This is a genomic window from Pseudomonas sp. A125, assembly GCF_055409485.1.
Window position 1 is genome coordinate 144,355 of record NZ_JBUZVP010000006.1, and the last position, 22,005, is coordinate 166,359.

Genomic DNA, 22,005 nt, shown 5'->3' on the forward strand with positions numbered 1-22,005 from the left:
GATGCCACTAACGGCCCACACCTTCAGGGTGCGGGCCGTTTATACGAGCCTTGATCACCATGCTTGTGCCCTCTCCCTGGCGCGCCGATTTCCCGGCCATCGCCACTTTGCAACGGCAAGACCAGACCTATCTGGACAACGCCGCCACCACGCAAAAACCTCAAGCCCTGCTGGATGCCATCAGCCATTACTACGCCAATGGCGCAGCGAATGTGCACCGTGCCCAGCATCTGCCGGGCGCCCATGCGACCCAGGCGTTTGAGGACAGCCGCAGTAAAGTGGCGCAGTGGCTGAACGTCGGCGACCACGGGCAAATCATCTTCACCCACGGCGCAACTTCCGCGCTGAACCTCCTGGCTTATGGCCTGGAGCACCTATTCAACCCGGGCGACGAGATTGTCATCAGCGCCCTGGAACACCACGCCAACCTGCTGCCATGGCAGCAACTGGCTAAACGCCGCGAGCTGACGCTGGTGGTCTTGCCACTTGACGATGACGGCTTGATCGACCTGCAAACCGCCGCCCAATTGATTGGCCCGCGTACCCGCCTGCTGGCGGTCAGCCAACTGTCCAACGTGCTTGGCGCCTGGCAGCCGTTGCCACCGTTACTGGCGCTGGCCAAGGCGCATGACGCAGTGACCGTGGTCGATGGCGCCCAGGGCATCGTCCATGGTCGCCATGACATGCAGGCTCTGGGCTGCGACTTCTACGTGTTTTCCAGCCACAAACTCTACGGGCCGGATGGCGTCGGCGTGCTGTATGGCCGCACTGAAGCCCTGCATCACCTGCGCCACTGGCAGTTTGGTGGCGAGATGGTGCAGCACGCTGATTATCAAAGCGCCAGCTTCCGTCCCGCGCCCCTTGGCTTCGAAGCCGGAACACCGCCCATCGCCAGCGTGATTGGCCTGGGCGCAACCCTGGATTACCTGAGTTCCCTCGACCAGCAAGCGGTAATGGCACACGAAGCCGCGCTGCACGACTACCTGTTGCGTGGCTTGCAGGCGCGCAAGGGCTTGCGCCTGCTCGGTTCGCCGCACGTAGCCTTGGCCAGTTTCGTGGTGGACGGCGTGCACAACGCCGACCTCGCCCACTTGCTCACGGAACAAGGGATCGCCGTACGCGCAGGCCATCATTGTGCAATGCCGCTGCTCAAGCAGATGGGGCTCTCGGGTGCGATTCGGGTGTCGCTGGCGCTGTATAACGATTCCGATGACCTGGAGCGCTTTTTTGAAGCGCTGGACCAGGCACTGGATATGTTGCGATGAGCTTGCCGACCGAGGCAGTCGTCGCGCTGCAAGCGTTTCAGGCAGTCGGCAGTTGGGAGCAACGGGCCCGCCTGTTGATGCAATGGGGCGAGCGGTTGCCCGCCTTGCCGGGTGAAGACAAGGTCGAGGCCAACCTGGTGCAGGGCTGTGAAAGCCTGGTGTGGCTGGTGGGGCGATTGCAGGACGGCCATTGGCAGTTTGCCGCCAGCAGCGATGCACGGCTGATTCGCGGGTTGGTGGCGTTGTTGCTGGCGCGGGTTAACGGCTTGTCTGCGGCAGAGTTGCTGGCGGTTGATCTACCCGATTGGTTCAATCAGCTGGGGCTTTCCCGCCAGTTGTCGCCGTCGCGCAGCAATGGCTTGAATGCAGTACTGCAGCGGATGCGGGAATTGAGGTTCAACACATAACCCCTGTGGGAGCTGGCTTGCCTGCGATGGCGGTGTATCAGTAACAACTGCAGTAACTGACAGGCCGCTATCGCAGGCAAGCCAGCTCCCACATTTTGATCTTCATTCAGGGTTGAGAGCTAAGGCGCCTTGACTCGATCCGAAGGCCGGCGCACCCCGGCCACAATCTTGTCCACCGCCTTGGTCGCCGCCACCATGCCGAACGTCGCGGTGACCATCATCACCGCGCCAAACCCGCCGGCGCAGTCCAGCTTCACGCCATCACCGACAAAACTCTTCTGCAAACAGATGCTGCCGTCCGGCTTCGGATAACGCAGCTGTTCGGTGGAGAACACGCAGGGCACGCTGTAATGACGGGTCACGGTGCGCGAGAAGCCATAGTCACGGCGCAACGTGGAGCGCACTTTCGACGCCAGCGGGTCATTAAACGTACGGTTCAAATCACACACCTGGATCAACGTCGGATCAATCTGCCCACCCGCGCCGCCGGTGGTGATGATCTGGATCTTGCGCCGCTTGCACCAGGCGATCAGCGCAGCCTTGGCGTTCACGCTGTCGATGCAGTCGATCACGCAATCAATGTTCGGCGTGATGTACTCGGCCATGGTTTCGCGGGTGACGAAATCAGCCACCGCATGCACGGTGCAGTCCGGGTTGATGCCCTTCAGGCGCTCGGCCATCACCTCTACCTTGGCCTTGCCCACCGTGCTGTCCAGCGCATGCAACTGGCGGTTGCTGTTGCTCACGCAGACATCATCCAGGTCAAACAGCGAAATCTCGCCCACACCGCAGCGGGCGATCGCTTCCGCCGCCCACGAGCCCACACCGCCCACGCCGACGATGGCCACGTGGGCCGCCTTCAGGCGTTCCAGGCCTTCAATGCCATACAAGCGGGCGACGCCGGCAAACCGTGGATCTTCTGTACTCATGACCATTACCCCAAAAACCGGCGCGCATTATAGGGCGTTGCCGCGACAAGTTCGACGCATCCAGCTACAAGTAAAGAACTTAGGTGAACTTTCGCTGCCCAATGTCCGGTTTTTCTCGGCTTGCTGTACGGTCAGTGAAAGGCCGGTGTAGGATGCGCGCCGTTCGGCGCAGGCCGACACCTCTTTTCGTTCCACACCTTTTGGAACCCGAAATAGCCATGTCATCGCGTAAATTTGGACTCAACCTGGTGGTAGTGCTGGCAATTGCCGCGCTGTTCACCGGCTTCTGGGCGCTGATCAACCGCCCGGTCAACGCCCCTAACTGGCCCGAGCAGATCTCCGGTTTTTCCTACTCGCCGTTCCAGCAAGGCCAGTACCCACAGAAAGACCAGTATCCGACCGACGATCAGATGCGTCAGGACCTTGCGATCATGAGCAAGCTGACGGACAACATCCGTACCTACTCGGTCGACGGCACCCTGGGGGATATCCCCAAGCTGGCGGAAGAGTTCGGTTTGCGGGTGACGCTGGGGATCTGGATCAGCCCGGACCTTGAGCGCAACGAGCGCGAGATCCAGCGCGCCATCGAAATCGCCAACAGCTCGCGCAGCGTTGTGCGTGTGGTGGTGGGCAACGAAGCGCTGTTCCGTGAAGAAATCACCCCCGAAGCGCTGATCGTGCTGCTGGACCGGGTACGGGCCGCCGTCAAGGTGCCCGTGACCACCTCCGAGCAATGGCACATCTGGGAACACAACCCGCAACTGGCCAAGCACGTCGACCTGATCGCCGCGCACATCCTGCCGTACTGGGAACATATCCCGGTGGACAAGGCCGGCCAGTTCGTCCTCGACCGCGCCCGGGACCTGAAGAAGACCTTCCCGAAAAAGCCGCTGCTGCTGTCGGAAGTTGGCTGGCCGAGCAACGGCCGGATGCGTGGCGGTGCTGACGCCTCCCCCGCCGATCAGGCGATTTACCTGCGCACACTGGTTAACACGCTGAACCGCCAGGGCTACAACTACTTCGTGATCGAAGCGTTTGACCAGCCGTGGAAAGCCAGCGATGAAGGCTCTGTAGGCGCCTATTGGGGCGTGTTCAACGCCGCGCGCCAGCAGAAATTCAATTTTGATGGCCCAGTGGTGGCGATTCCGCAATGGCGCGTACTGGCGATCGGCTCGGTGGTGCTGGCGCTGCTGTCGCTGACCTTGCTGATGATCGACGGTTCGGCCCTGCGCCAGCGTGGCCGTACGTTCCTGACCTTTATCGCGTTCCTGTGCGGTTCGGTATTGGTGTGGATCGGCTACGACTACAGCCAGCAATACAGCACCTGGTTCAGTTTAACCGTGGGTTTCCTGCTGGCACTCGGCGCCCTGGGCGTGTTTATCGTGTTGCTGACCGAGGCCCACGAACTGGCGGAAGCGGTCTGGACCCACAAGCGCCGGCGTGAATTCCTGCCGGTTGAAGGGGATTCGGACTACCGCCCGAAAGTCTCGATCCACGTGCCGTGCTACAACGAGCCGCCGGAGATGGTCAAACAGACTCTCGATGCCCTGGCCGCCCTCGACTATCCGGACTACGAAGTCCTGATCATCGACAACAACACCCAGGACCCGGCCGTGTGGGAACCGGTGCGCGACTACTGCGAAACTCTGGGCCCGCGCTTCAAGTTCTTCCATGTCGCGCCCCTGGCCGGTTTCAAGGGCGGCGCGCTGAACTACCTGATCCCGCATACCGCCAAGGATGCCGAAGTGATCGCGGTGATCGACTCCGACTACTGCGTGTCGCCCAATTGGCTCAAACACATGGTGCCGCACTTCGCCGACCCGAAAATCGCCGTGGTGCAGTCGCCACAGGATTATCGCGACCAGAACGAAAGCACCTTCAAGAAGCTCTGCTACGCGGAATACAAAGGCTTCTTCCATATCGGCATGGTCACCCGCAACGACCGTGACGCGATCATCCAGCACGGCACCATGACCATGACCCGCCGCTCGGTCCTGGAGGAGTTGGGTTGGGCTGACTGGTGTATCTGTGAAGATGCCGAGCTGGGCCTGCGGGTATTCGAAAAAGGCCTGTCGGCGGCGTACTACCACGACAGCTACGGCAAGGGCCTGATGCCCGATACCTTTATCGACTTCAAGAAACAGCGTTTCCGCTGGGCCTATGGCGCGATTCAGATCATCAAGCGTCACACCGCAAGCCTGTTGCGCGGCAAGGACACCGAGCTGACCCGTGGCCAGCGCTACCACTTCCTGGCGGGCTGGTTGCCGTGGGTGGCGGATGGCATGAACATCTTCTTCACCGTGGGCGCCCTGTTGTGGTCGGCGGCGATGATTATCGTGCCGACGCGGGTTGACCCGCCGCTGCTGATTTTCGCGATCCCGCCCCTGGCGTTGTTCGTGTTCAAGGTCGGCAAGATCATCTTCCTCTACCGTCGTGCGGTAGGTGTGAACCTGAAAGATGCGTTCTGCGCGGCACTGGCCGGGCTGGCGTTGTCGCACACCATCGCCAAGGCGGTGCTGTACGGCTTCTTCACCACCAGCATTCCGTTCTTTCGTACACCGAAGAACGCCGATAACCACGGTTTCTGGGTGGCAATTTCCGAAGCCCGGGAAGAGATGTTCATCATGCTGCTGTTGTGGGGCGCGGCACTGGGGATTTACCTGGTGCAGGGCCTGCCGAGTAATGACATGCGCTTCTGGGTGGTGATGTTGCTGGTGCAGTCGCTGCCGTATGTGGCGGCGCTGATCATGGCGTTCCTGTCGTCGTTGCCGAAACCGGCCCCGGCGCAAGAGCCTGTGACCACCGCTTAAAATCCTGCGCAATGCACTAAACGGCGGCCTCTGGCCGCCGTTTTGCTATAAGATAACGGCCATTTTGCGCGCCCTGCACTGGAGTTTTTACATGACGGCCAACGCCGACCTTTCGCCGACCCTCCAACTCGCTATCGACCTGATCCGTCGCCCGTCGGTGACGCCAATCGACGCCGATTGCCAGAAGCTGATGATGCAGCGCCTGGGCGACGCCGGTTTTGCGCTTGAGCCGATGCGTATCGAGGATGTGGATAACTTCTGGGCCACCCACGGTAAACACGAAGGCCCGGTACTGTGCTTCGCCGGCCACACCGACGTGGTGCCGACCGGCCCGGTCAAGGCTTGGCAGAACGACCCGTTCGACGCGCTGATCGACGAAAACGGCATGCTCTGCGGCCGTGGCGCAGCAGACATGAAAGGCAGCCTGGCCGCTATGTTGGTCGCCTCCGAGCGCTTCGTGACCGACTACCCGGACCACAAGGGTTCGGTGGCCTTCCTGATCACCAGTGATGAAGAAGGCCCGGCGCACCACGGCACCAAGGCCGTGATCGAACGCCTGGCGGCCCGCAAGGAGCGCCTCGACTGGTGCATCGTCGGCGAACCGTCGAGCACCACGCTGGTGGGCGACGTGGTCAAGAACGGCCGTCGTGGCTCCCTCGGCGCCACCCTGACCGTGCGCGGCGTGCAAGGCCACGTGGCCTACCCGCACCTGGCGAAGAACCCGATCCACCTGGCCGCTCCGGCCCTGACGGAACTTGCCGCCGAGCATTGGGACGACGGCAACAGCTTCTTCCCGCCGACCAGCTTCCAGATCTCCAACCTCAATTCCGGCACCGGCGCCACCAACGTGATCCCGGGTGACCTGACGGCGGTGTTCAACTTCCGTTTCTCTACCGAGTCTACCGTCGAAGGCCTGCAGCAGCGGGTCGCGGCGATTCTCGACAAACATGGCTTGGACTGGCATGTGGAGTGGGCGCTGTCGGGCCTGCCGTTCCTCACCGAACCGGGTGCATTGCTTGATGCCGTCTCCGCCAGCATCATGGCCGTCACCGGCCGCCAGACCAAGGCATCCACCAGCGGCGGCACCTCTGACGGGCGCTTCATCGCCACCCTCGGCACCCAGGTGGTAGAGCTGGGCCCGGTCAACGCAACAATCCATCAGGTCAACGAGCGCATCCTCGCCAGCGACCTCGATGTGCTGACCGAAATCTACTACCAGACCCTGATCAAGTTGCTCGCCTGATGCTTGCTTGCCCCATTTGCAGCGCACCGCTACACGAGGTGGACAACGGCGTGGCCTGCCCGGTCGGGCATCGTTTCGATCGTGCACGCCAGGGTTACCTGAACCTGTTGCCGGTGCAGCACAAGAACAGCCGCGACCCGGGCGATAACCTGGCGATGGTGGAGGCGCGCCGCGACTTCCTCAACGCCGGGCATTACGCCCCAGTGGCCAAGCGCCTGGCCGAACTGGCCGCAGAGCGCAAACCCCAACGCTGGGTCGACATCGGTTGTGGCGAGGGTTACTACACCGCGCAGATCGCCGACGCCCTGCTGCGCGCCGATGGCTATGCGCTGGATATTTCCAAAGAAGCGGTCAAGCGCGCGTGCAAGCGCAACCCCACCGTGACCTGGTTGATCGCCAGTATGGCCCGGGTGCCATTGGCCGATGCCAGTTGCCAGTTCCTTGCCAGCGTCTTCAGCCCGCTCGACTGGCTGGAGGCCAAGCGCCTGCTCAACCCGGGCGGCGGCTTGATGAAGGTCGGCCCCACCCGCGGTCACCTGATGGAACTGCGCGAGCGCTTGTACGACGAAGTGCGCGAGTACACCGACGACAAGCACCTGGCGCTGGTGCCGGACGGCATGAGCCTGCAGCACAGCGAAACCCTGGAATTCAAACTCAGCCTGGCCGACCCAAAGGATCGCGCCAACCTGCTGGCGATGACACCCCACGGCTGGCGCGCCAGTGCCGAGCGCCGCGCGCAGGTGATCGAGGCCGCCGAACCGCTGCTGGTCACTGTGTCGATGCGCTACGACTATTTCGTGCTTCAATAACCTATTATTTTGCGGGCCTCTTGGGGCCTGCGCTGAACCCGCGAATGGATTTTCAAAATCCCGCAATGAGGAACATCCATGCGCCAACCTGATATCGAGATTTACCTCAAGGACGCCGACGTCGACCACAAGGCTATCGCCGCCTGGCTGGGCGCTGCCCTGGGCGCGTGCACCGATTGGGTCCAGCGCGGCCAGACCTACAAGTGCACCGCCGGCAGCGTGCCGGTTACCTGGTTGCCCAAAGCCGTAGGCAAATGGAACAGCCTGTACCTGGAAAGCGACCAGACCCCATGGGAAGACGACATCGCCTGCGCCCGCGCAGCCTTTGCCGCGCTGAACGTCGAAGTGCGTTGCGCGCCGGGTAGCTGGGTTGAGGAAGAAGGTGAAGAAAGCGCCGATACCTGGGTTCGTATCAGCGCAGACGGCGAAGAGCAGATCACCTGGAGAACCACATAAAGCCAGGCCAACAAGGCCTCAATGTGCACACCCAATCAAATGTGGGAGCTGGCTTGCCTGCGATGGGCGCACCTCGGTCATTCAGCCAAACCGCGGCGATGCTATCGCGGGCAAGCCCGGCTCCCACATTCGGCCGGGCTCCCACATTTAAAGGTGTGTTGTGCCTATCGGGTTACAGACCCACCACATCCTCAGCCTGCAAACCCTTCTCGCCCGTCACCACGGCGTATTCCACCTGCTGGCCTTCAGCCAACGAACGATGGCCGTCACCGCGAATGGCGCGGTAGTGCACAAACACGTCCTTGCCGTCTTCTCGCTGGATAAAGCCATAGCCCTTGGCGTCGTTGAACCACTTCACATTGCCGGTCTCGCGCGTTGCCATCTGTTTTGCTCCCACTTGCTTTTTATAAGTACGTTTATTGTTGAGTCGTCGCAGTTGAACTGCCGAGTATAAGACACGCTCCAAAAGCTTCAACTCAAGATTACTTCGCCGCTTTTTTGCCGATTTTCGACTAATACTGCACACTAGCGCCCCGAGCACCTGCCCGGCTTTTTTCCCAACTCAAAGCAGCAAGCCTATGACCCGTTCTCCCTTTCGCCGTCTGGTATTTGGCACCTTGCGCCGGCTGTTGTACCTCTGGGTTCGCTCAGAGACGATCAACCAGTCGTCCCTTACCCTGAACCTCGACCGCAGCCGTCCGGTGTTTTACGTCTTGCAATCCCCGTCCCTCACCGAATTGGCGGTGGTTGATACCGAATGTACCAAGGCCGGCCTGCCCCGCCCGGTACTGCCGGTATCGGTGGGCCCGTTGATGGAGCCGGCGGCCTTCTTCTACCTGACGCCCGACCCCGACTGGCTCGGCCGCCAGGACAAGCGCGGCGCACCGCCCACCCTCACCCGACTGGTGGACGTGCTCACCGAACACGCCGAAGAGAATGCACAGATCATTCCAGTCAGCGTGTTCTGGGGCCAGTCGCCCGACAGCGAGTCCAGCCCCTGGAAGCTGTTGTTCGCCGACAGCTGGGCCGTAACCGGGCGCCTGCGTCGGCTGTTGAGCATCCTGATCCTGGGCCGCAAGACCCGGGTGCAATTCTCTGCGCCTATCAACCTGCGTGAATTGATCGAGCACAATAAAGGCCACGAACGCACCGTGCGCATGGCCCAACGCATCCTGCGGGTGCACTTTCGCAACCTGAAGACCGCCGTGATCGGCCCCGACCTGTCCCACCGGCGCAACCTGGTCAAAGGCCTGGTCAACATGCCACTGGTGCGCCAGGCGATCCTGGACGAAGCCGAACGCGAGAAAATCACCCCCGAAAAAGCCAAGGCCCAAGCCTTGCGCTATGGCAACGAGATCGCCTCCGACTACACCTACACCGCTATCCGCTTCCTGGAAGTGGTACTGAGCTGGTTCTGGAACAAGATCTACGATGGCATCAAGGTCAATAACATCGAGGGCGTGCAAAAGGTCGCCCAGGGTTACGAGGTGATCTATGTGCCGTGCCATCGCAGCCATATCGACTACCTGCTGCTGTCTTACCTGCTGTTCAAGAATGGCCTGACCCCGCCGCACATCGCCGCCGGGATCAACCTGAACATGCCGGTGATCGGCAGCCTGTTGCGCCGTGGCGGGGCGTTTTTCATGCGCCGCACCTTCAAGGGCAACCCGCTGTACACCTCGGTGTTCAACGAATACCTGCACACCCTGTTCACCAAGGGTTTCCCGGTGGAGTATTTCGTCGAAGGCGGGCGTTCGCGCACCGGCCGCATGCTGCAACCGAAGACCGGGATGCTGGCGATTACCCTGCGCAGTTTTCTGCGCTCCTCACGCATGCCTATCGTGTTTGTGCCGGTGTACATCGGCTATGAGCGGGTGCTCGAAGGCCGCACTTACCTGGGCGAGCTGCGCGGTGCGAGCAAGAAAAAAGAGTCGATTTTCGATATTTTCAAAGTGATCGGCGCCCTCAAGCAGCGATTTGGCCAGGTCGCCGTGAACTTCGGCGAACCGATCAAGCTGGCTGAATTCCTCGACAGCGAGCAGCCCGACTGGCGCTCCCAGGAGCTGGGCCCGAACTACAAGCCGGCATGGCTCAACGAAACCACCAACCGCCTCGGCGAGCGGGTGGCGCAACACTTGAACGAAGCGGCGGCGATCAACCCGGTGAACCTGGTGGCCCTGGCACTGCTGTCCACCACCCGACTGGCCCTGGACGAACAGGCCATGGCACGCCAGCTTGATCTGTATCTGGCGCTGCTGCGCAAAGTGCCCTACTCGCCCCACACCACGTTACCCGAAGGTGATGGCCAGGCGCTGATCAAGCACGTCAAGGACATGGACCTGCTGTCGGAACAGAGTGATGCCTTGGGCAAAATTCTGTATCTGGACGAGCAAAACGCTGTCCTGATGACCTACTACCGCAACAACGTGCTGCACATCTTCGCCCTGCCGGCGCTGCTGGCGAGTTTCTTCCAGAGCAGCTCGCGGATGAGCCGCGAGCAGATCCTGCGCTACACCCGCGCACTCTATCCGTACCTGCAATCGGAGCTGTTTATCCGCTGGTCGTTGGACGAGCTGGACGCGGTGGTCGACCAGTGGCTGCAAGCCTTCGTCGAACAAGGCCTGCTGCGCTTCGAGAACGCGGTGTACCTGCGCCCGGCCCCGAGTTCGCGGCACTTTGTACTGCTGACGCTGCTGTCCAAAAGCATCGCCCAGACCCTGCAACGTTTCTACATGGCCATCTCGCTGCTGCTCAACAGCGGCCAGAACAGCATCAGCGCCGAAGAGCTGGAAGACCTGTGCACGGTCATGGCCCAGCGCCTGTCGATCCTGCACGGCCTGAACGCCCCGGAGTTCTTCGACAAGAGCCTTTTCCGACATTTTATCCAGACGTTACTGGAGCAAGATGTGCTGCGCCGCGACGAGGCCGGCAAGCTGAGCTATCACCCGCTGCTGGGTGAGCTGGCCGAGGGCGCGGCCAAGCGCGTGTTGCCGGCGGACATTCGCCTGTCAATTCGCCAGGTGGCCCTGCATCGCAGCGACGATGCGGCAGACACGCCTGTTGCCGAAGAAACACACTAGAGTGACCCAGGCGCCAGGGTGTTTCTGGCGCCGCTGACAAGGAGTTGTACCGTGAAAAAAATCATCCTCCTGGGCCTTACCGCCCTCTTGGGAGCCTGCCAGAGCATGAGCCCCGCGCCCAAAGCCAGCCTTGATGGCGAAGTCTTTTACCTGCAACGCAGCGCCCTGCCGCCCGCCGCCACCTTGAGTGTGACCCTGCAGGATGTGTCCTTGATGGACGCCCCGGCCGTGACCCTGGCCAAGCAGAAAGGCCCGGTCAACGGCCAGGTGCCGCTGCCTTTCCACCTCAGCTATGACCCGGCCCAGGTCAAGCCCGGCCACAGCTACTCGGTGAGTGCTCGCATCGAACTGGATGGCAAGCTACTGTTCATCACCACCGAACGGCACTCCGTGCAGTTGAACGGCCAGGATCCCAAACCGCTGCGCGTACGCGTGGATGCGGTTGCACACTGATTAAAAAATCGAACATAAGGACGCACCCATGCTCCATAACTCCCTTCGCCTCACTGCCCTGTGCGCCGGCCTGCTGCTCGGCGCCAACGCCATGGCCCTGTCCCTCGGCAGCCTGTCCCAGGGTGACGCCAGCGGTGGCCTCAAGGACGCACTGACTCAAGGCGCACAGATTGCCGTGAAACAACTGGGCGTGCCCGGCGGTTTCAGCAACAACCCCGAAGTGAAGATCGGCCTGCCGGGCAAGTTGGGCAAAGTCGCCGACAAATTGAAAATGTTCGGCATGGGTGACCAGGTCAACCAACTGGAAGCCAGCATGAACAAGGCGGCAGAGTCTGCCGTGACCCAGGCCCAGCCAATCCTGGTAAATGCCGTGAAAAACATGAGCGTGACCGACGCCAAGGGCATCCTCACCGGTGGCCAGGACTCCGCCACCCAGTACCTGAACAAAAGCAGCCGTGACGAGATCCGGGCCAAGTTCCTGCCGATCGTCAAGGCGGCCACCGACAAGGTCGGCGTTGCCCAGCAGTACAATGCGCTCGCGGGCAAGGCGGCGACGTTTGGTGCGATTGATGCCAAGAGTGCCAACGTCGAAAGCTACGTGACCGAGCAGGCACTGGACGGGTTGTTCAAGATGATCGCCCAGCAGGAAGAAACCATTCGCAAGAACCCGGCAGCCGCCGCCACCAGCCTGGCGAAGAAAGTGTTCGGCGCCCTGTAAAAGCCTTCCCGCCGCAATGAAAAACGCCCTGAATGATTCAGGGCGTTTTCAGTTCACCCAGTCGTACGGTTCAGACGTACTTTATCGACTTAGCGCAAAAGGCGTCGGCAAGTGAGCATAGGGTGGGTGGATCTCACTCACGGGGGCGTAATGATGAATGGGTGCAAACCCGGGTCGGGAACGTAGCGCAGGCCTCATCGGCGGGCGGGGGTGGTAGCCCTCACCGAAGCCAGGCCGGCCATGCCCATACCCATGTCCATGTCCAGGCTTGCGCGGCCGTCCTGGACCCACTTCTTTATTGGCGCCGGGCAAGAAATGACTTAACAGCGATCCCAGGACCGCGCCTTTAAAAGCCGCCAGGGCAGACAAAATAAACATATGACACTCCATGAACTCATTATTGATGTGTCAGCACGACGATCGTGCAGACACCTTGCCTGTCAATCAGGCAAATCTGAGTGGAGTGATACCTGCAAACGTTCCCAATGGAAGCAAGCCGTTTGCATCCACATGTTAAGCCGCGTCCTTCCTGACCCGGAACCACGCTGCATACAACGCTGGCAGGAACAACAGCGTCAGCGCCGTCGCCACAATCAAGCCGCCCATGATGGCCACGGCCATCGGCCCGAAGAACACACTGCGTGACAACGGGATCATCGCCAATACCGCCGCCAGCGCCGTCAACACAATCGGCCGGAAGCGCCGCACCGTGGCCTCGATAATCGCCTGCCACGGCGCCAACCCGGCCTTGATGTCCTGCTCGATCTGGTCCACCAGGATCACCGAGTTGCGCATGATCATCCCCGACAGCGCGATGGTCCCCAGCATTGCCACGAACCCAAAGGGTTGGCGGAACACCAGCAAGAACAGCGTCACCCCGATCAACCCCAATGGTGCTGTAAGAAAGACCATCGCCGTGCGTGAGAAACTGCGCAGTTGCAGCATCAGTAACGTCAGCACTACCACGATAAACAGCGGCACACCGGCCTTCACCGAATTTTGTCCACGCGCGGAGTCTTCTACGGTGCCGCCGACTTCCAGCAGGTAACCGTCCGGCAGTTCGGCACGCACGCCTTCCAGGGTCGGCAGGATCTGCTCCACCAGGGTTGCAGGTTGTTCCTTGCCGTAGATATCGGCGCGCACGGTCACGGTCGGCAGGCGATTACGGTGCCAGATAATGCCCTCTTCAAAGCCGTACTCCAGGGTCGCGATCTGCGACAGCGCCACGCTTTTGCCGTTATCGGTCGGCACTGCCAGGCTTGGCAGCAGCGATAACTCGGTGCGTTCATGCACCGTGCCGCGCAGCAGGATTTCGATCAACTCGTTGTCCTCGCGGTATTGGCTGACGCTGGAACCGGTCAGGGAGCTCTGGAGGAATTTCGACAGGTTGGCGGTGCTCACACCAAGGGCGCGGGCGCGGTCCTGGTCAACGTTGAGGTAGACGACCTTGCTCGGTTCTTCCCAGTCCAGGTGCACATTGACCACGTGGGTATTTTCACGAACCCTGGCCGCCACTTTGCGCGCCAGGGCGCGGACTTCTTCGATGTGCTCGCCCGTCACCCGGAACTGCACCGGGTAACCAACCGGCGGCCCGTTTTCAAGGCGCGTGACCCGCGAGCGCAAGTCCGGGAACTGTTCGTTAAGGGTTTCGATCAGCCAGGTGCGCAGGCTTTCACGCTCCTCGATGGTCTTGGCCAGCACCACAAATTGGGCGAAGCTGGCGGCGGGCAGTTGCTGGTCCAGCGGCAGGTAAAACCGTGGCGAGCCCGTCCCCACATACGCCACGTAGTTTTCTATGCCCGCATGTTCCTTGAGCAACGCTTCCAGGCGTTTGACCTGGTCTGCGGTGTTGCTCAGGGACGCGCCTTCTGCCAGCTTCAGGTCGACCATCAGTTCCAGTCGCCCGGAAGCCGGGAAGAATTGCTGGGGCACAAAGCGGAACAGTGCCACCGAGCCGATAAACAACAGCAGCGTCAGCACAATTACCGTCTTGCGCCGACGCACGCACCATTCCACCAGACGTCTTACGCGCTGATAGAACGGCGTGCCGTAGGGATCCGGCCCGTCGGGGCCATGCTTGGCCGCATGAATCTTCGCCAGGTCCGGCAGGAGTTTTTCCCCCAGGTACGGCACGAACACCACCGCCGCGACCCAGGAGGCCAGCAGCGCGATGGTCACCACCTGGAAGATCGAACGGGTGTATTCGCCAGTGCTCGATTGCGCCGTGGCAATCGGCAGGAAGCCTGCCGCCGTGATCAGCGTGCCGGTGAGCATCGGGAACGCGGTGCTGGTCCAGGCGAAGCTGGCGGCCTTGAGGCGGTCGTAACCCTGCTCCATTTTGATCGCCATCATTTCCACGGCAATGATCGCGTCGTCTACCAGCAAGCCGAGCGCGAGCACCAACGCGCCAAGGGAAATTTTGTGCAGGCCGATGCCGAGGTAGTACATGGTGGCGAAGGTCATGGCCAACACCAGCGGAATCGCCAGGGCGACCACCATGCCAGTACGCACGCCCAGTGAGAAAAAGCTCACCAGCAACACAATCGCAAGGGCCTCGGCCAGTACCTGGACGAATTCGCCGACACTGGTTTTTACCGCTGCTGGTTGGTCCGATACTTTGCGCAGCTGCATGCCGGCAGGAAGGTTCTTCTGCAGACGTGCGAATTCGCTTTCCAGGGCCTTGCCCAGTACCAGGATGTCGCCGCCATCGCGCATGGCCACGGCCAGGCCGATGGCATCGTCGCCCATGTAACGCATGCGCGGCGCCGGTGGATCGTTGAAGCCGCGATGAATCTCGGCCACGTCACCGATACGGAACGTGCGATCACCGACGCGAATCGGGAAATCGCGAATCTCTTTAACCGTCTTGAAGTTGCCGGAAACCCTTAACTGCACGCGCTCGCTCGGGGTTTCAAAGAAGCCTGCGGTAGACACTGCGTTTTGTTCTTGCAGCGCCTGCTGCACCGCTGCCAACGGCAAGCCAAGGGTGGCGAGCTTGAGGTTGGACAGCTCGATCCAGATTTTTTCGTCCTGCAGCCCCAGCAGTTCGACCTTGCCCACATCCGGTACCCGTTGCAGCTGGATCTGGATGCGATCGGCATAGTCCTTGAGCACCGCGTAGTCAAAGCCGTCGCCGGTCAGGGCGTAGATATTGCCGAAGGTGGTGCCGAATTCATCGTTGAAAAACGGGCCCTGGATATCCGGTGGCAAGGTCTGGCGGATATCGCTGATCTTCTTGCGTACCTGATACCAGAGGTCCGGGATCTGCGCGGAATGCATCGAGTCCCGGGCCATGAAGGTGACCTGGGATTCGCCGGGGCGCGAGAAGGACACGATGCGCTCGTAGTCACCGGTCTCCATCAGTTTTTTTTCAATACGCTCGGTAACCTGGCGCGAGACTTCCTGGGCGGTCGCCCCCGGCCAGTTGGTTTTGATCACCATGGCCTTGAAGGTAAACGGCGGGTCTTCGCTTTGTCCCAGCTTGGTGTAGGACAAGGTGCCAACCACTGCCAGCAGGATCATCAGGAACAGTACGATCTGGCGATTACGCAACGCCCATTCGGAAAGATTGAAACCCATCGGGACTACTCCTTGGCCGCCAGGACTACCACTCGGTTGGCGCGGTCCACCGGGCGCACTTGCTGGCCCTCATGGAGTACATGCACACCCGCGGCGATTACCCAATCGGTCGGGTTCAAGCCTTCCAGCACCGGCACGGTTTTCTCGCCAAAGGCCCCGATGCGCACCGGTGTACGCTTGAGGGTATTGTCGGGCTGCACCACCCAGACGTAGGACGCACCGTTTTCCGCGCTCAGAGCAGACAGCGGTACCGAGAGGGGAATCACCCCATCCGCCTGTATGAATACCCGGGCGCTCTGCCCCAGTTCCGCAGGCACCTTGCCGCCGGTAAACGCAACACGGGCGGCGAAGGTTCGCGACTTTGGATCGGCAGCGGGCGACAGTTCGCGGATGCGGCCATTGAAGCGCTGGTCGGGCTGGCTCCATAGCTCCACAGACACCGGCTGGCCAATCTTGAAGCGCCCGAAGCTTTGCTCCGGCAAGCTGATCAATACTTCCCGCTCGCCATCGGTGGCCAAGGTGAAGACAGTCTGGCCGGCAGACACCACCTGGCCGACTTCCACCGCACGCTTGGCGACCACGCCATCCTGCGGGGCGCGCAGCACGGCGTAACCGGCCTGGTTATTGGCCACGTCGAATTCGGCTTTGATCTGCTTGAGGCGAGCTTCACCGGAACGGTAGAGGTTTTCGGAATTGTCGTACTGGGAACGGCTGACCATCTGACGGTCCATCAGGGTTTTGTAGCGGTCACGCTCGGCACGCACCAGGCTCAGGTTGGCGTCGGCGGCGCCGACTTGGGCGCGGGTGGCTTCCAGTTGCAGGCGCACGTCCTGGGGATCGAGTTCTGCCAAGGCCTGGTTGGCCTTGACGCGCTCGCCTTCCTCGACCAGTCGTCGGGTGACTTTGCCGCCAATGCGAAAGGCCAGGTCAGGCTCATAGCGCGCACGCACCTCGCCCGGGTAGCTGTCGGAAGCCTGCGCCGAAGGCTCTGGCTGCACCACCATGGCCGGGCGGACGGTGGTTTGTGCAGCTTCTTCATGGCCACAGGCAGCCAACAGGAATACCAAGCTGGCAGGCAACGCGAGTGGCAGGAAATAGCTGCGCATGCTGAAGGACCTTTCGCTAATGATGCTAGGAATAATTATACTGGCCGGTATGTTATTAATACCAAACTCACCAGTCCAGTAATAAAGTGAAAATGTCCGACAATCCTGTAAACACCAATAGCCCCGGGCGTCCCAAGGACATGGCAAAACGCCAGGCAATACTCGATGCGGCGAAAATCCTGTTCTTGAGTAATGGGTATGCCAGCACCAGCATGGATGCCGTGGCCGTGGAGGCCGGGGTGTCGAAGCTGACCGTGTATAGCCACTTCACCGACAAGGAGACGCTGTTCTCGGCGGCAGTGGTCGCCAAGTGCGAAGAGCAGTTACCGGTGATGTATTTCGAACTGCCGGCAGACGTGCCGGTGGAGAAGGTGCTGCTCAATATCGCGCGCGGCTTTCACGTGCTGATCAACAGCGAGGAGTCGGTGAACCTGCATCGGCTGATGATGACGTCGGGGAGCCAGGACCCGAAGTTGTCACAGATCTTTTTCGAGGCAGGCCCGATGCGCATGCTGCAGGGGATGGAGCGGCTGTTGGGCAAGATCGACCAAAGTGGCGCACTGAGTATTCCCAAGCCGTTCACCGCCGCCGAACATTTTTTCTGCCTGCTCAAGGGCACGGCAAATTTTTGTTTGTTGTACGGGTGCGGGGGGCAGTTGAGTGCCGAGGCGGCCGAGGAGCATGTGCAGGAGGTGGTGGGGTTGTTTATGCGAGCTTATCGGGATTGATGTGCCCTAGGGGTTGGATGAGGGCTATAGGGTTTGCGCTCTTACAGCGCAACCCTAAGTCGCCGTTACCGCAGCAATGGATAGGCCCTCAATAAAGCCGCCTCAAGCGTTCCCCGCCAGCCTCAACCGCGCAGCCTGAGTAAAATCCAGCATTCGCTTGAGCGGTCTGACAGCCTGCGGAATCACTGAAGGCTCAACAAAAATCTCGTTGCTCCCCTCACGCAAACATTGCAGCGTGCGCTCCAGGGTGTTCATGGCCATCCAGGGGCAATGCGCACAACTGCGACACGCCGCCCCATTCCCGGCCGTCGGTGCCTCGATAAAAACCTTATCCGGGCACAGCTGCTGCATCTTGTAAAAAATGCCCCGGTCAGTCGCCACGATAAATGTCGTGTTCGGCAACCGCTGCGCCGCCGCGATCAGTTGGCTGGTAGAGCCCACCGCATCCGCCAATTCAATCACCGACGTCGGCGACTCCGGGTGCACCAGAATTGCCGCGTCCGGATACAGTGCCTTCATGTCCTCCAACTGCTTGGACTTGAACTCCTCGTGAACGATGCACGCACCGTCCCACAGCAGCATGTCTGCGCCTGTCTGGCGCTGGATATAGGTGCCCAGGTGCTTGTCGGGCCCCCAAATGATCGTCTCACCGTTGTCCATCAGGCTTTCGACGATCTCCAGCGCGCAACTGGACGTCACCACCCAGTCAGCCCGGGCTTTCACCGCCGCCGACGTATTGGCATAAACCACCACGGTGCGCTCGGGGTGCTGATCACAGAACGCCGAGAACTCATCCACCGGGCAGCCAAGGTCCAGGGAGCACGTAGCTTCCAGGGTCGGCATCAGGATGCGTTTTTCAGGCGTGAGGATCTTGGCCGTCTCCCCCATGAAACGCACGCCAGCTACCAACACCGTCTTGGCCGGGTGCGCCGCGCCGAAGCGGGCCATTTCCAGGGAATCGGAGACACAGCCACCGGTTTCTTCGGCCAGGGCCTGAATCACCGGGTCGCAGTAGAAGTGCGCCACCAGCACCGCGTCCTGAGCCTTGAGCTCGGCAGCGATGGCAGCACGGTAGCCCGCCTCTTCTTCGACACTCAGCACCTTGGGCTGCTTGGCGTCGAGATGGGCTTGGACCAGAAGGCGTTCGGAAATTTGCGTCATGTTCGCAAGACCTGCAGGCGCAGTTGCGCGAAAGTCGAGTGTACCACCGGCTTTGGAGCCCTTCGGGCGCCGCCGGACGAAGTGATTGTGTTCATCAAGCACGGTGAAGCTGCGCAAGGCTACAGAATATCGAATGGATTCAAAAGCCTAATCTGGGGTTGGGCGAGGCATAAAAAAGGGAAACCCGGCCAGGGGTTTCCCTTTTAACAACGACGGTTTAACCAGGCAAAGCGGACGGATCGTCTTGCAGCAACACCCACTGATGCATGTTCGCCAGCGCATCCTTCAGGATGGTTTCATCCGCGCCCTGGGCCTTCTCGCCTTCGCGCGCCGCATACTCCAGCAACACCAGGTAGTCGCGATGGCTGCTGGCCTGGTTTGGCACCACGGTGTCTTTAACCAACATCCCCATCTCGTAGCGCTGCGTACGGGTGTTCTGGCTGGCGCTTTGGTCCACCGAGGCGTTGGTCAGGAAGCCATCCTTATAGGTGATATTCGCCGAGCTGCTGGCCTTGTCGTCGACCTGCTTATAGAGGTAGTTCTGCGACTCACGCCGGGTGTCCAGGGCCGGTGCCTTCCCGCCATTGAGCCCCAAATGAAAACTGGCCTTGAGCTTTGATTGCTGGCTCTGATCAATCGTGCGGTTGGAGATGTCATTGCCGCCGACACGCGTCTTCTGGGAAACCTCATAGGCAAACGTGTCGATTTCCGACAGGCGAGCCGGGTTAGTCGATTTGGCGGCCTGGGTGATGGAGGCCTTGAAGTCTGCCAGGCCGGTCAACAAGCCTTGATCCGCCGTGCTGCGGGTCAGCGCCGCTGGCGCTTTGACGCCCTGCGGGTAGTTGCTGTTCATGGCGGTAAACGCATCCTTGAACATCGCCATCAGGTCAGCATCGGCCTTGCCACGCGCCTGGGCCTTGTCGAATTGGGCCAGGTAGCTTTTCAGCGCGATGGCCTGTTGCTTGGCGTTGCCAAGGATGCCGGCATTTTTCAGGTCTACCGAGAGATTCACCTCCCCCGCCGGGCTGCTCATGCGCGTGGAGCGGCTCTGGCTGTCCGCATGGAATGCCAGGGTGAGGTTGTCGGCGTTGCCTACTTTCAATTTGCCGCTTAGATCCACCGAGGACAACACGCTGGAATCAAACTGCGTCAACTTGCCCAAGTCGAGTTTCGGCGGCTGGGCGCTCATGCCGTCGACGGCGCCCTGGAAGGCCTCGCCCAACTTGGCGATTTCCTTGAGCTCGGCGGCGCTGAGGGTGCCTCCGTCCACCTTGGCCTGCGCGGCCAGGCCACCGGCCTGGCTGGCCAAACTGAAGGTGACGGTCTTGCCGCTGGCCGTCTTGACGGTAAGGCTGACCAGGTTGTCTGCCTGGGTGTGCAGCAGCGCTTGTTGAACCTTGAGTTCGGTGGGGCTTTGGGGCTTGGACGAGGTGGTACTGAGCGCTGACTGGGAAATGTCCGTACCGCCCTTCGCAAATTGCTCGATCAGGGTAGCGCCCAAGCCACTGAACCCTGTGCCTCTGGGCAGCGCATAAAAATTCGTGTTGATTGCTTTGGTCACCGCATCGTAGCTGTCGCTTTCCCACGCATTGATCGGCCCATGGCCAGGCAACTGGCCGTTGCGAGAATAGGTTTGGGCGAGAAGGTCTACCGTGACATTGCCAAGGCTGACCACTGAGGAAGGACGCACGCCAGTCACATCCGTTGCTGGCGACAGCGTGGCTGGCGGCGTAACGGCTGGTCGATTGGCGAGGGCGATGGCCGAGCTGATCGGCGAAAGCGTAGTCATGACGATCCCTGTCTTGAGCTGGATTACGCTTAATTTAACCAAGACAGGGAAGGTTTGGTAGCAAGATTGATACAATTACTAGCAAAGAGCCATGTCAGAAAAATGACTCTTCGCCCTCTTTCAGTGCATCAGAAGCGGTAAGTGACCGAACCACCAAAACCGTTGGCACTGTTTTCATACTTGGCGTTGTAGGTCAGGCCCAGGGCTGGCTGGCTCTGGCGCACCTTGATCGGCTCTTCCTTGAGGTAGGAATAGGCAACGTCAAAGGTCACGTTTTCGATTGGCGTCCACCCGGCACCCAGGCTGAAGACGGTGCGGTCACCCGTCGGAATTCGCACGGAGCGGTCGGTGTTGTTGGTAGGTGTCTGATCCACCGAGAACCCGGTACGCAGCACCAGTTGCTTGTTGACCCGATACGCTGCGCCGATGGCATGGGACCAGGTGTCGTGCCAGTTCTGCTGTTCGGTGATGGAGTTCAAGCCGCCGAACTGGGCGGTCAGGGCCGACACGCCATCGTTATTGACGGTGATCTTCTTCAACTGGCTCCAGCGGGTGTAGGTGCTGCCCAGGTACAAGGTCCAGTCATCATTCAATTGGTGGGTAACGGAGAAGTCCACCGACGATGGCGTCGTCACGTTCAGGCTCGCGTCATAGCGCTGTGGGCCGCCATCAAACGCATCGGACACAAGGCCTGAAGCGTTGGTCTTGCCGGTGAGGTGGTAGACCACTTGCGAGTGATAGGTCACGCCGATACGCGTGCTTTCCAAAGGTTGCACCAGGATACCGGCGTTAAAACCGGTGGCGGTGTCGTTACCCTTGATCTTGACCTGCTCACCCGCGCCGCCACCGAGCGGCACGTTGGAATCCAGCTCACCCGAGATACGGTTGAAGGTCGGCCCGAAGCCCACCGAGACCTTGTCGTTGAAGGCATAGCTGACCGTTGGCTGGACGGTGACGACCTTGATCACGCTTTTACTGCCAAAACCGTTGCCCTGGAAAGCGTTCTCATAGTCGGTTTCCAGGCCGAACGGCGCATAGATCCCCAGGCCGAACGCCCAGTGTTCATCAATCGGTGTCACCAGGTAGCCCATCGGCACAGCAATGCCCGGCACCATGTCGCCCTTGTCGGTGCCGGGGTTGTTGGCACCAAATTGCGAGGAGCTGGCGTTTTTGATATTCGAACTGGCATCCAGGTAGGTCGCCCCGATGCTCACTTCATTCTGCTTGAGGCGGGACATGCCGGCCGGGTTGCCGTACACCGTACTGGCGTCATCGGCGGAAGAGGAACGCCCGGCGTAGCCTGTACCCATTGAACTGATGCTTTGTTCATTGAGGGCAAAACCACCGGCAAACAAGGAGGTGGAGGCGAGCGAAATCGACAGCGCCAAAGCGCTCTTGAAGAGTTTTTTATTCATTATTAGAACTCGAATTATTGGGCAGCACGAGGAAGCTACCAATGTTCGAGCGGGCAA

17 protein-coding genes are annotated in these 22,005 nt (G+C 60.6%); 10 read left to right on the top strand and 7 right to left on the bottom strand.

The annotated features are described in order from the left end of the window. Window positions 1-59 precede the first annotated feature (59 nt). Both ACZRN6_RS10425 and ACZRN6_RS10430 read left to right on the top strand, forming a co-directional pair. Complete coding sequence (locus tag ACZRN6_RS10425) at window positions 60-1,265, top strand: aminotransferase class V-fold PLP-dependent enzyme (RefSeq protein ID WP_464007893.1); 1,206 nt, start codon at window positions 60-62, stop codon at window positions 1,263-1,265. Then, window positions 1,262-1,672: a SufE family protein gene (locus ACZRN6_RS10430; protein WP_322143526.1), complete on the top strand. Its 411-nt coding sequence runs from the start codon at window positions 1,262-1,264 to the stop codon at window positions 1,670-1,672. Before ACZRN6_RS10425 ends, ACZRN6_RS10430 begins: the two co-directional genes overlap by 4 nt. Window positions 1,673-1,791: 119 nt before the next feature. Here the strand turns inward: ACZRN6_RS10430 and tcdA are convergent, their stop codons facing one another. After that, window positions 1,792-2,601: a tRNA cyclic N6-threonylcarbamoyladenosine(37) synthase TcdA gene (gene tcdA / locus ACZRN6_RS10435; RefSeq protein WP_177048605.1), complete on the bottom strand. Its 810-nt coding sequence runs from the start codon at window positions 2,599-2,601 to the stop codon at window positions 1,792-1,794. Between the two features lie 218 nt (window positions 2,602-2,819). Between tcdA and ACZRN6_RS10440 the strand changes: the two genes are divergently transcribed. The 4 genes from ACZRN6_RS10440 to ACZRN6_RS10455 all read left to right on the top strand — a co-directional run bounded on the left by ACZRN6_RS10440 (window position 2,820) and on the right by ACZRN6_RS10455 (window position 7,919). Further along, on the top strand, window positions 2,820-5,411 hold the full coding sequence (locus ACZRN6_RS10440) for a glycosyltransferase (RefSeq protein ID WP_464007894.1): 2,592 nt from the start codon (window positions 2,820-2,822) through the stop codon (window positions 5,409-5,411). A gap of 91 nt (window positions 5,412-5,502) precedes the next feature. After that, window positions 5,503-6,654, top strand: a complete 1,152-nt coding sequence (gene dapE, locus ACZRN6_RS10445; protein WP_464007895.1) for a succinyl-diaminopimelate desuccinylase — start codon at window positions 5,503-5,505, stop codon at window positions 6,652-6,654. Next, entirely contained in the window at window positions 6,654-7,463 is an 810-nt protein-coding gene (locus ACZRN6_RS10450) for a putative RNA methyltransferase (RefSeq protein ID WP_464007896.1), read from the top strand. The genes dapE and ACZRN6_RS10450 overlap by 1 nt, the downstream gene beginning before the upstream one ends. A gap of 78 nt (window positions 7,464-7,541) precedes the next feature. Then, entirely contained in the window at window positions 7,542-7,919 is a 378-nt protein-coding gene (locus ACZRN6_RS10455; protein WP_464007897.1) for a hypothetical protein, read from the top strand. Window positions 7,920-8,091: 172 nt separating this feature from the next. On the opposite strand, the gene ACZRN6_RS10460 is transcribed toward ACZRN6_RS10455, so the two are convergent. Then, complete coding sequence (locus ACZRN6_RS10460; RefSeq protein ID WP_032891681.1) at window positions 8,092-8,301, bottom strand: cold-shock protein; 210 nt, start codon at window positions 8,299-8,301, stop codon at window positions 8,092-8,094. Between the two features lie 196 nt (window positions 8,302-8,497). Between ACZRN6_RS10460 and plsB the strand changes: the two genes are divergently transcribed. Genes plsB through ACZRN6_RS10475 form a run of 3 tightly spaced genes read left to right on the top strand, consistent with a single transcriptional unit; the run spans window position 8,498 to window position 12,170 of the window. After that, the gene (gene plsB, locus ACZRN6_RS10465) at window positions 8,498-10,999 is read left to right on the top strand and encodes a glycerol-3-phosphate 1-O-acyltransferase PlsB (RefSeq protein WP_464007898.1); all 2,502 of its coding nucleotides are present in this window, start codon (window positions 8,498-8,500) and stop codon (window positions 10,997-10,999) included. A 51-nt stretch (window positions 11,000-11,050) separates the two neighbouring features. Next, window positions 11,051-11,452, top strand: a complete 402-nt coding sequence (locus tag ACZRN6_RS10470) for a YbaY family lipoprotein (protein ID WP_464007899.1) — start codon at window positions 11,051-11,053, stop codon at window positions 11,450-11,452. 28 nt (window positions 11,453-11,480) lie between these two features. Further along, entirely contained in the window at window positions 11,481-12,170 is a 690-nt protein-coding gene (locus tag ACZRN6_RS10475; RefSeq protein ID WP_464007900.1) for a DUF4197 domain-containing protein, read from the top strand. A 513-nt stretch (window positions 12,171-12,683) separates the two neighbouring features. On the opposite strand, the gene ACZRN6_RS10480 is transcribed toward ACZRN6_RS10475, so the two are convergent. After that, window positions 12,684-15,749 carry an efflux RND transporter permease subunit gene (locus ACZRN6_RS10480; RefSeq protein WP_322143518.1) on the bottom strand — a complete coding sequence of 1,022 codons (3,066 nt, stop codon included), beginning with the start codon at window positions 15,747-15,749 and terminating at the stop codon, window positions 12,684-12,686. Window positions 15,750-15,754: 5 nt separating this feature from the next. Continuing rightward, the gene (locus ACZRN6_RS10485; protein WP_322143517.1) at window positions 15,755-16,855 is read right to left on the bottom strand and encodes an efflux RND transporter periplasmic adaptor subunit; all 1,101 of its coding nucleotides are present in this window, start codon (window positions 16,853-16,855) and stop codon (window positions 15,755-15,757) included. A gap of 92 nt (window positions 16,856-16,947) precedes the next feature. On the opposite strand from ACZRN6_RS10485, the gene ACZRN6_RS10490 reads away from it, so the two are divergent. Then, on the top strand, window positions 16,948-17,583 hold the full coding sequence (locus tag ACZRN6_RS10490; protein WP_322143516.1) for a TetR/AcrR family transcriptional regulator: 636 nt from the start codon (window positions 16,948-16,950) through the stop codon (window positions 17,581-17,583). Window positions 17,584-17,685: 102 nt separating this feature from the next. Here the strand turns inward: ACZRN6_RS10490 and nadA are convergent, their stop codons facing one another. The 3 genes from nadA to ACZRN6_RS10505 all read right to left on the bottom strand — a co-directional run bounded on the left by nadA (window position 17,686) and on the right by ACZRN6_RS10505 (window position 21,948). Next, complete coding sequence (gene nadA, locus ACZRN6_RS10495; RefSeq protein WP_322143515.1) at window positions 17,686-18,744, bottom strand: quinolinate synthase NadA; 1,059 nt, start codon at window positions 18,742-18,744, stop codon at window positions 17,686-17,688. Window positions 18,745-18,961: 217 nt separating this feature from the next. Next, window positions 18,962-20,533, bottom strand: a complete 1,572-nt coding sequence (locus tag ACZRN6_RS10500) for a lactate dehydrogenase (RefSeq protein ID WP_464007901.1) — start codon at window positions 20,531-20,533, stop codon at window positions 18,962-18,964. A gap of 128 nt (window positions 20,534-20,661) precedes the next feature. Then, window positions 20,662-21,948 (bottom strand): OmpP1/FadL family transporter, encoded by a 1,287-nt coding sequence (locus ACZRN6_RS10505; RefSeq protein WP_322143513.1) that lies wholly within the window; start codon window positions 21,946-21,948, stop codon window positions 20,662-20,664. Between the last annotated feature and the right edge of the window lie 57 nt (window positions 21,949-22,005).

Excerpts from the sequence above, each read along its gene's own strand:
- ACZRN6_RS10425 (WP_464007893.1), top strand. The coding sequence starts at position 60 with ATGCTTGTGCCCTCTCCCTGGCGCGCCGATTTCCCGGCCATCGCCACT.
- ACZRN6_RS10430 (WP_322143526.1), top strand. The coding sequence starts at position 1,262 with ATGAGCTTGCCGACCGAGGCAGTCGTCGCGCTGCAAGCGTTTCAGGCA.
- tcdA (WP_177048605.1), bottom strand. The coding sequence starts at position 2,601 with ATGAGTACAGAAGATCCACGGTTTGCCGGCGTCGCCCGCTTGTATGGC.
- ACZRN6_RS10440 (WP_464007894.1), top strand. The coding sequence starts at position 2,820 with ATGTCATCGCGTAAATTTGGACTCAACCTGGTGGTAGTGCTGGCAATT.
- dapE (WP_464007895.1), top strand. The coding sequence starts at position 5,503 with ATGACGGCCAACGCCGACCTTTCGCCGACCCTCCAACTCGCTATCGAC.
- ACZRN6_RS10450 (WP_464007896.1), top strand. The coding sequence starts at position 6,654 with ATGCTTGCTTGCCCCATTTGCAGCGCACCGCTACACGAGGTGGACAAC.
- ACZRN6_RS10455 (WP_464007897.1), top strand. The coding sequence starts at position 7,542 with ATGCGCCAACCTGATATCGAGATTTACCTCAAGGACGCCGACGTCGAC.
- ACZRN6_RS10460 (WP_032891681.1), bottom strand. The coding sequence starts at position 8,301 with ATGGCAACGCGCGAGACCGGCAATGTGAAGTGGTTCAACGACGCCAAG.
- plsB (WP_464007898.1), top strand. The coding sequence starts at position 8,498 with ATGACCCGTTCTCCCTTTCGCCGTCTGGTATTTGGCACCTTGCGCCGG.
- ACZRN6_RS10475 (WP_464007900.1), top strand. The coding sequence starts at position 11,481 with ATGCTCCATAACTCCCTTCGCCTCACTGCCCTGTGCGCCGGCCTGCTG.
- ACZRN6_RS10480 (WP_322143518.1), bottom strand. The coding sequence starts at position 15,749 with ATGGGTTTCAATCTTTCCGAATGGGCGTTGCGTAATCGCCAGATCGTA.
- ACZRN6_RS10485 (WP_322143517.1), bottom strand. The coding sequence starts at position 16,855 with ATGCGCAGCTATTTCCTGCCACTCGCGTTGCCTGCCAGCTTGGTATTC.
- ACZRN6_RS10490 (WP_322143516.1), top strand. The coding sequence starts at position 16,948 with ATGTCCGACAATCCTGTAAACACCAATAGCCCCGGGCGTCCCAAGGAC.
- nadA (WP_322143515.1), bottom strand. The coding sequence starts at position 18,744 with ATGACGCAAATTTCCGAACGCCTTCTGGTCCAAGCCCATCTCGACGCC.
- ACZRN6_RS10500 (WP_464007901.1), bottom strand. The coding sequence starts at position 20,533 with ATGACTACGCTTTCGCCGATCAGCTCGGCCATCGCCCTCGCCAATCGA.
- ACZRN6_RS10505 (WP_322143513.1), bottom strand. The coding sequence starts at position 21,948 with ATGAATAAAAAACTCTTCAAGAGCGCTTTGGCGCTGTCGATTTCGCTC.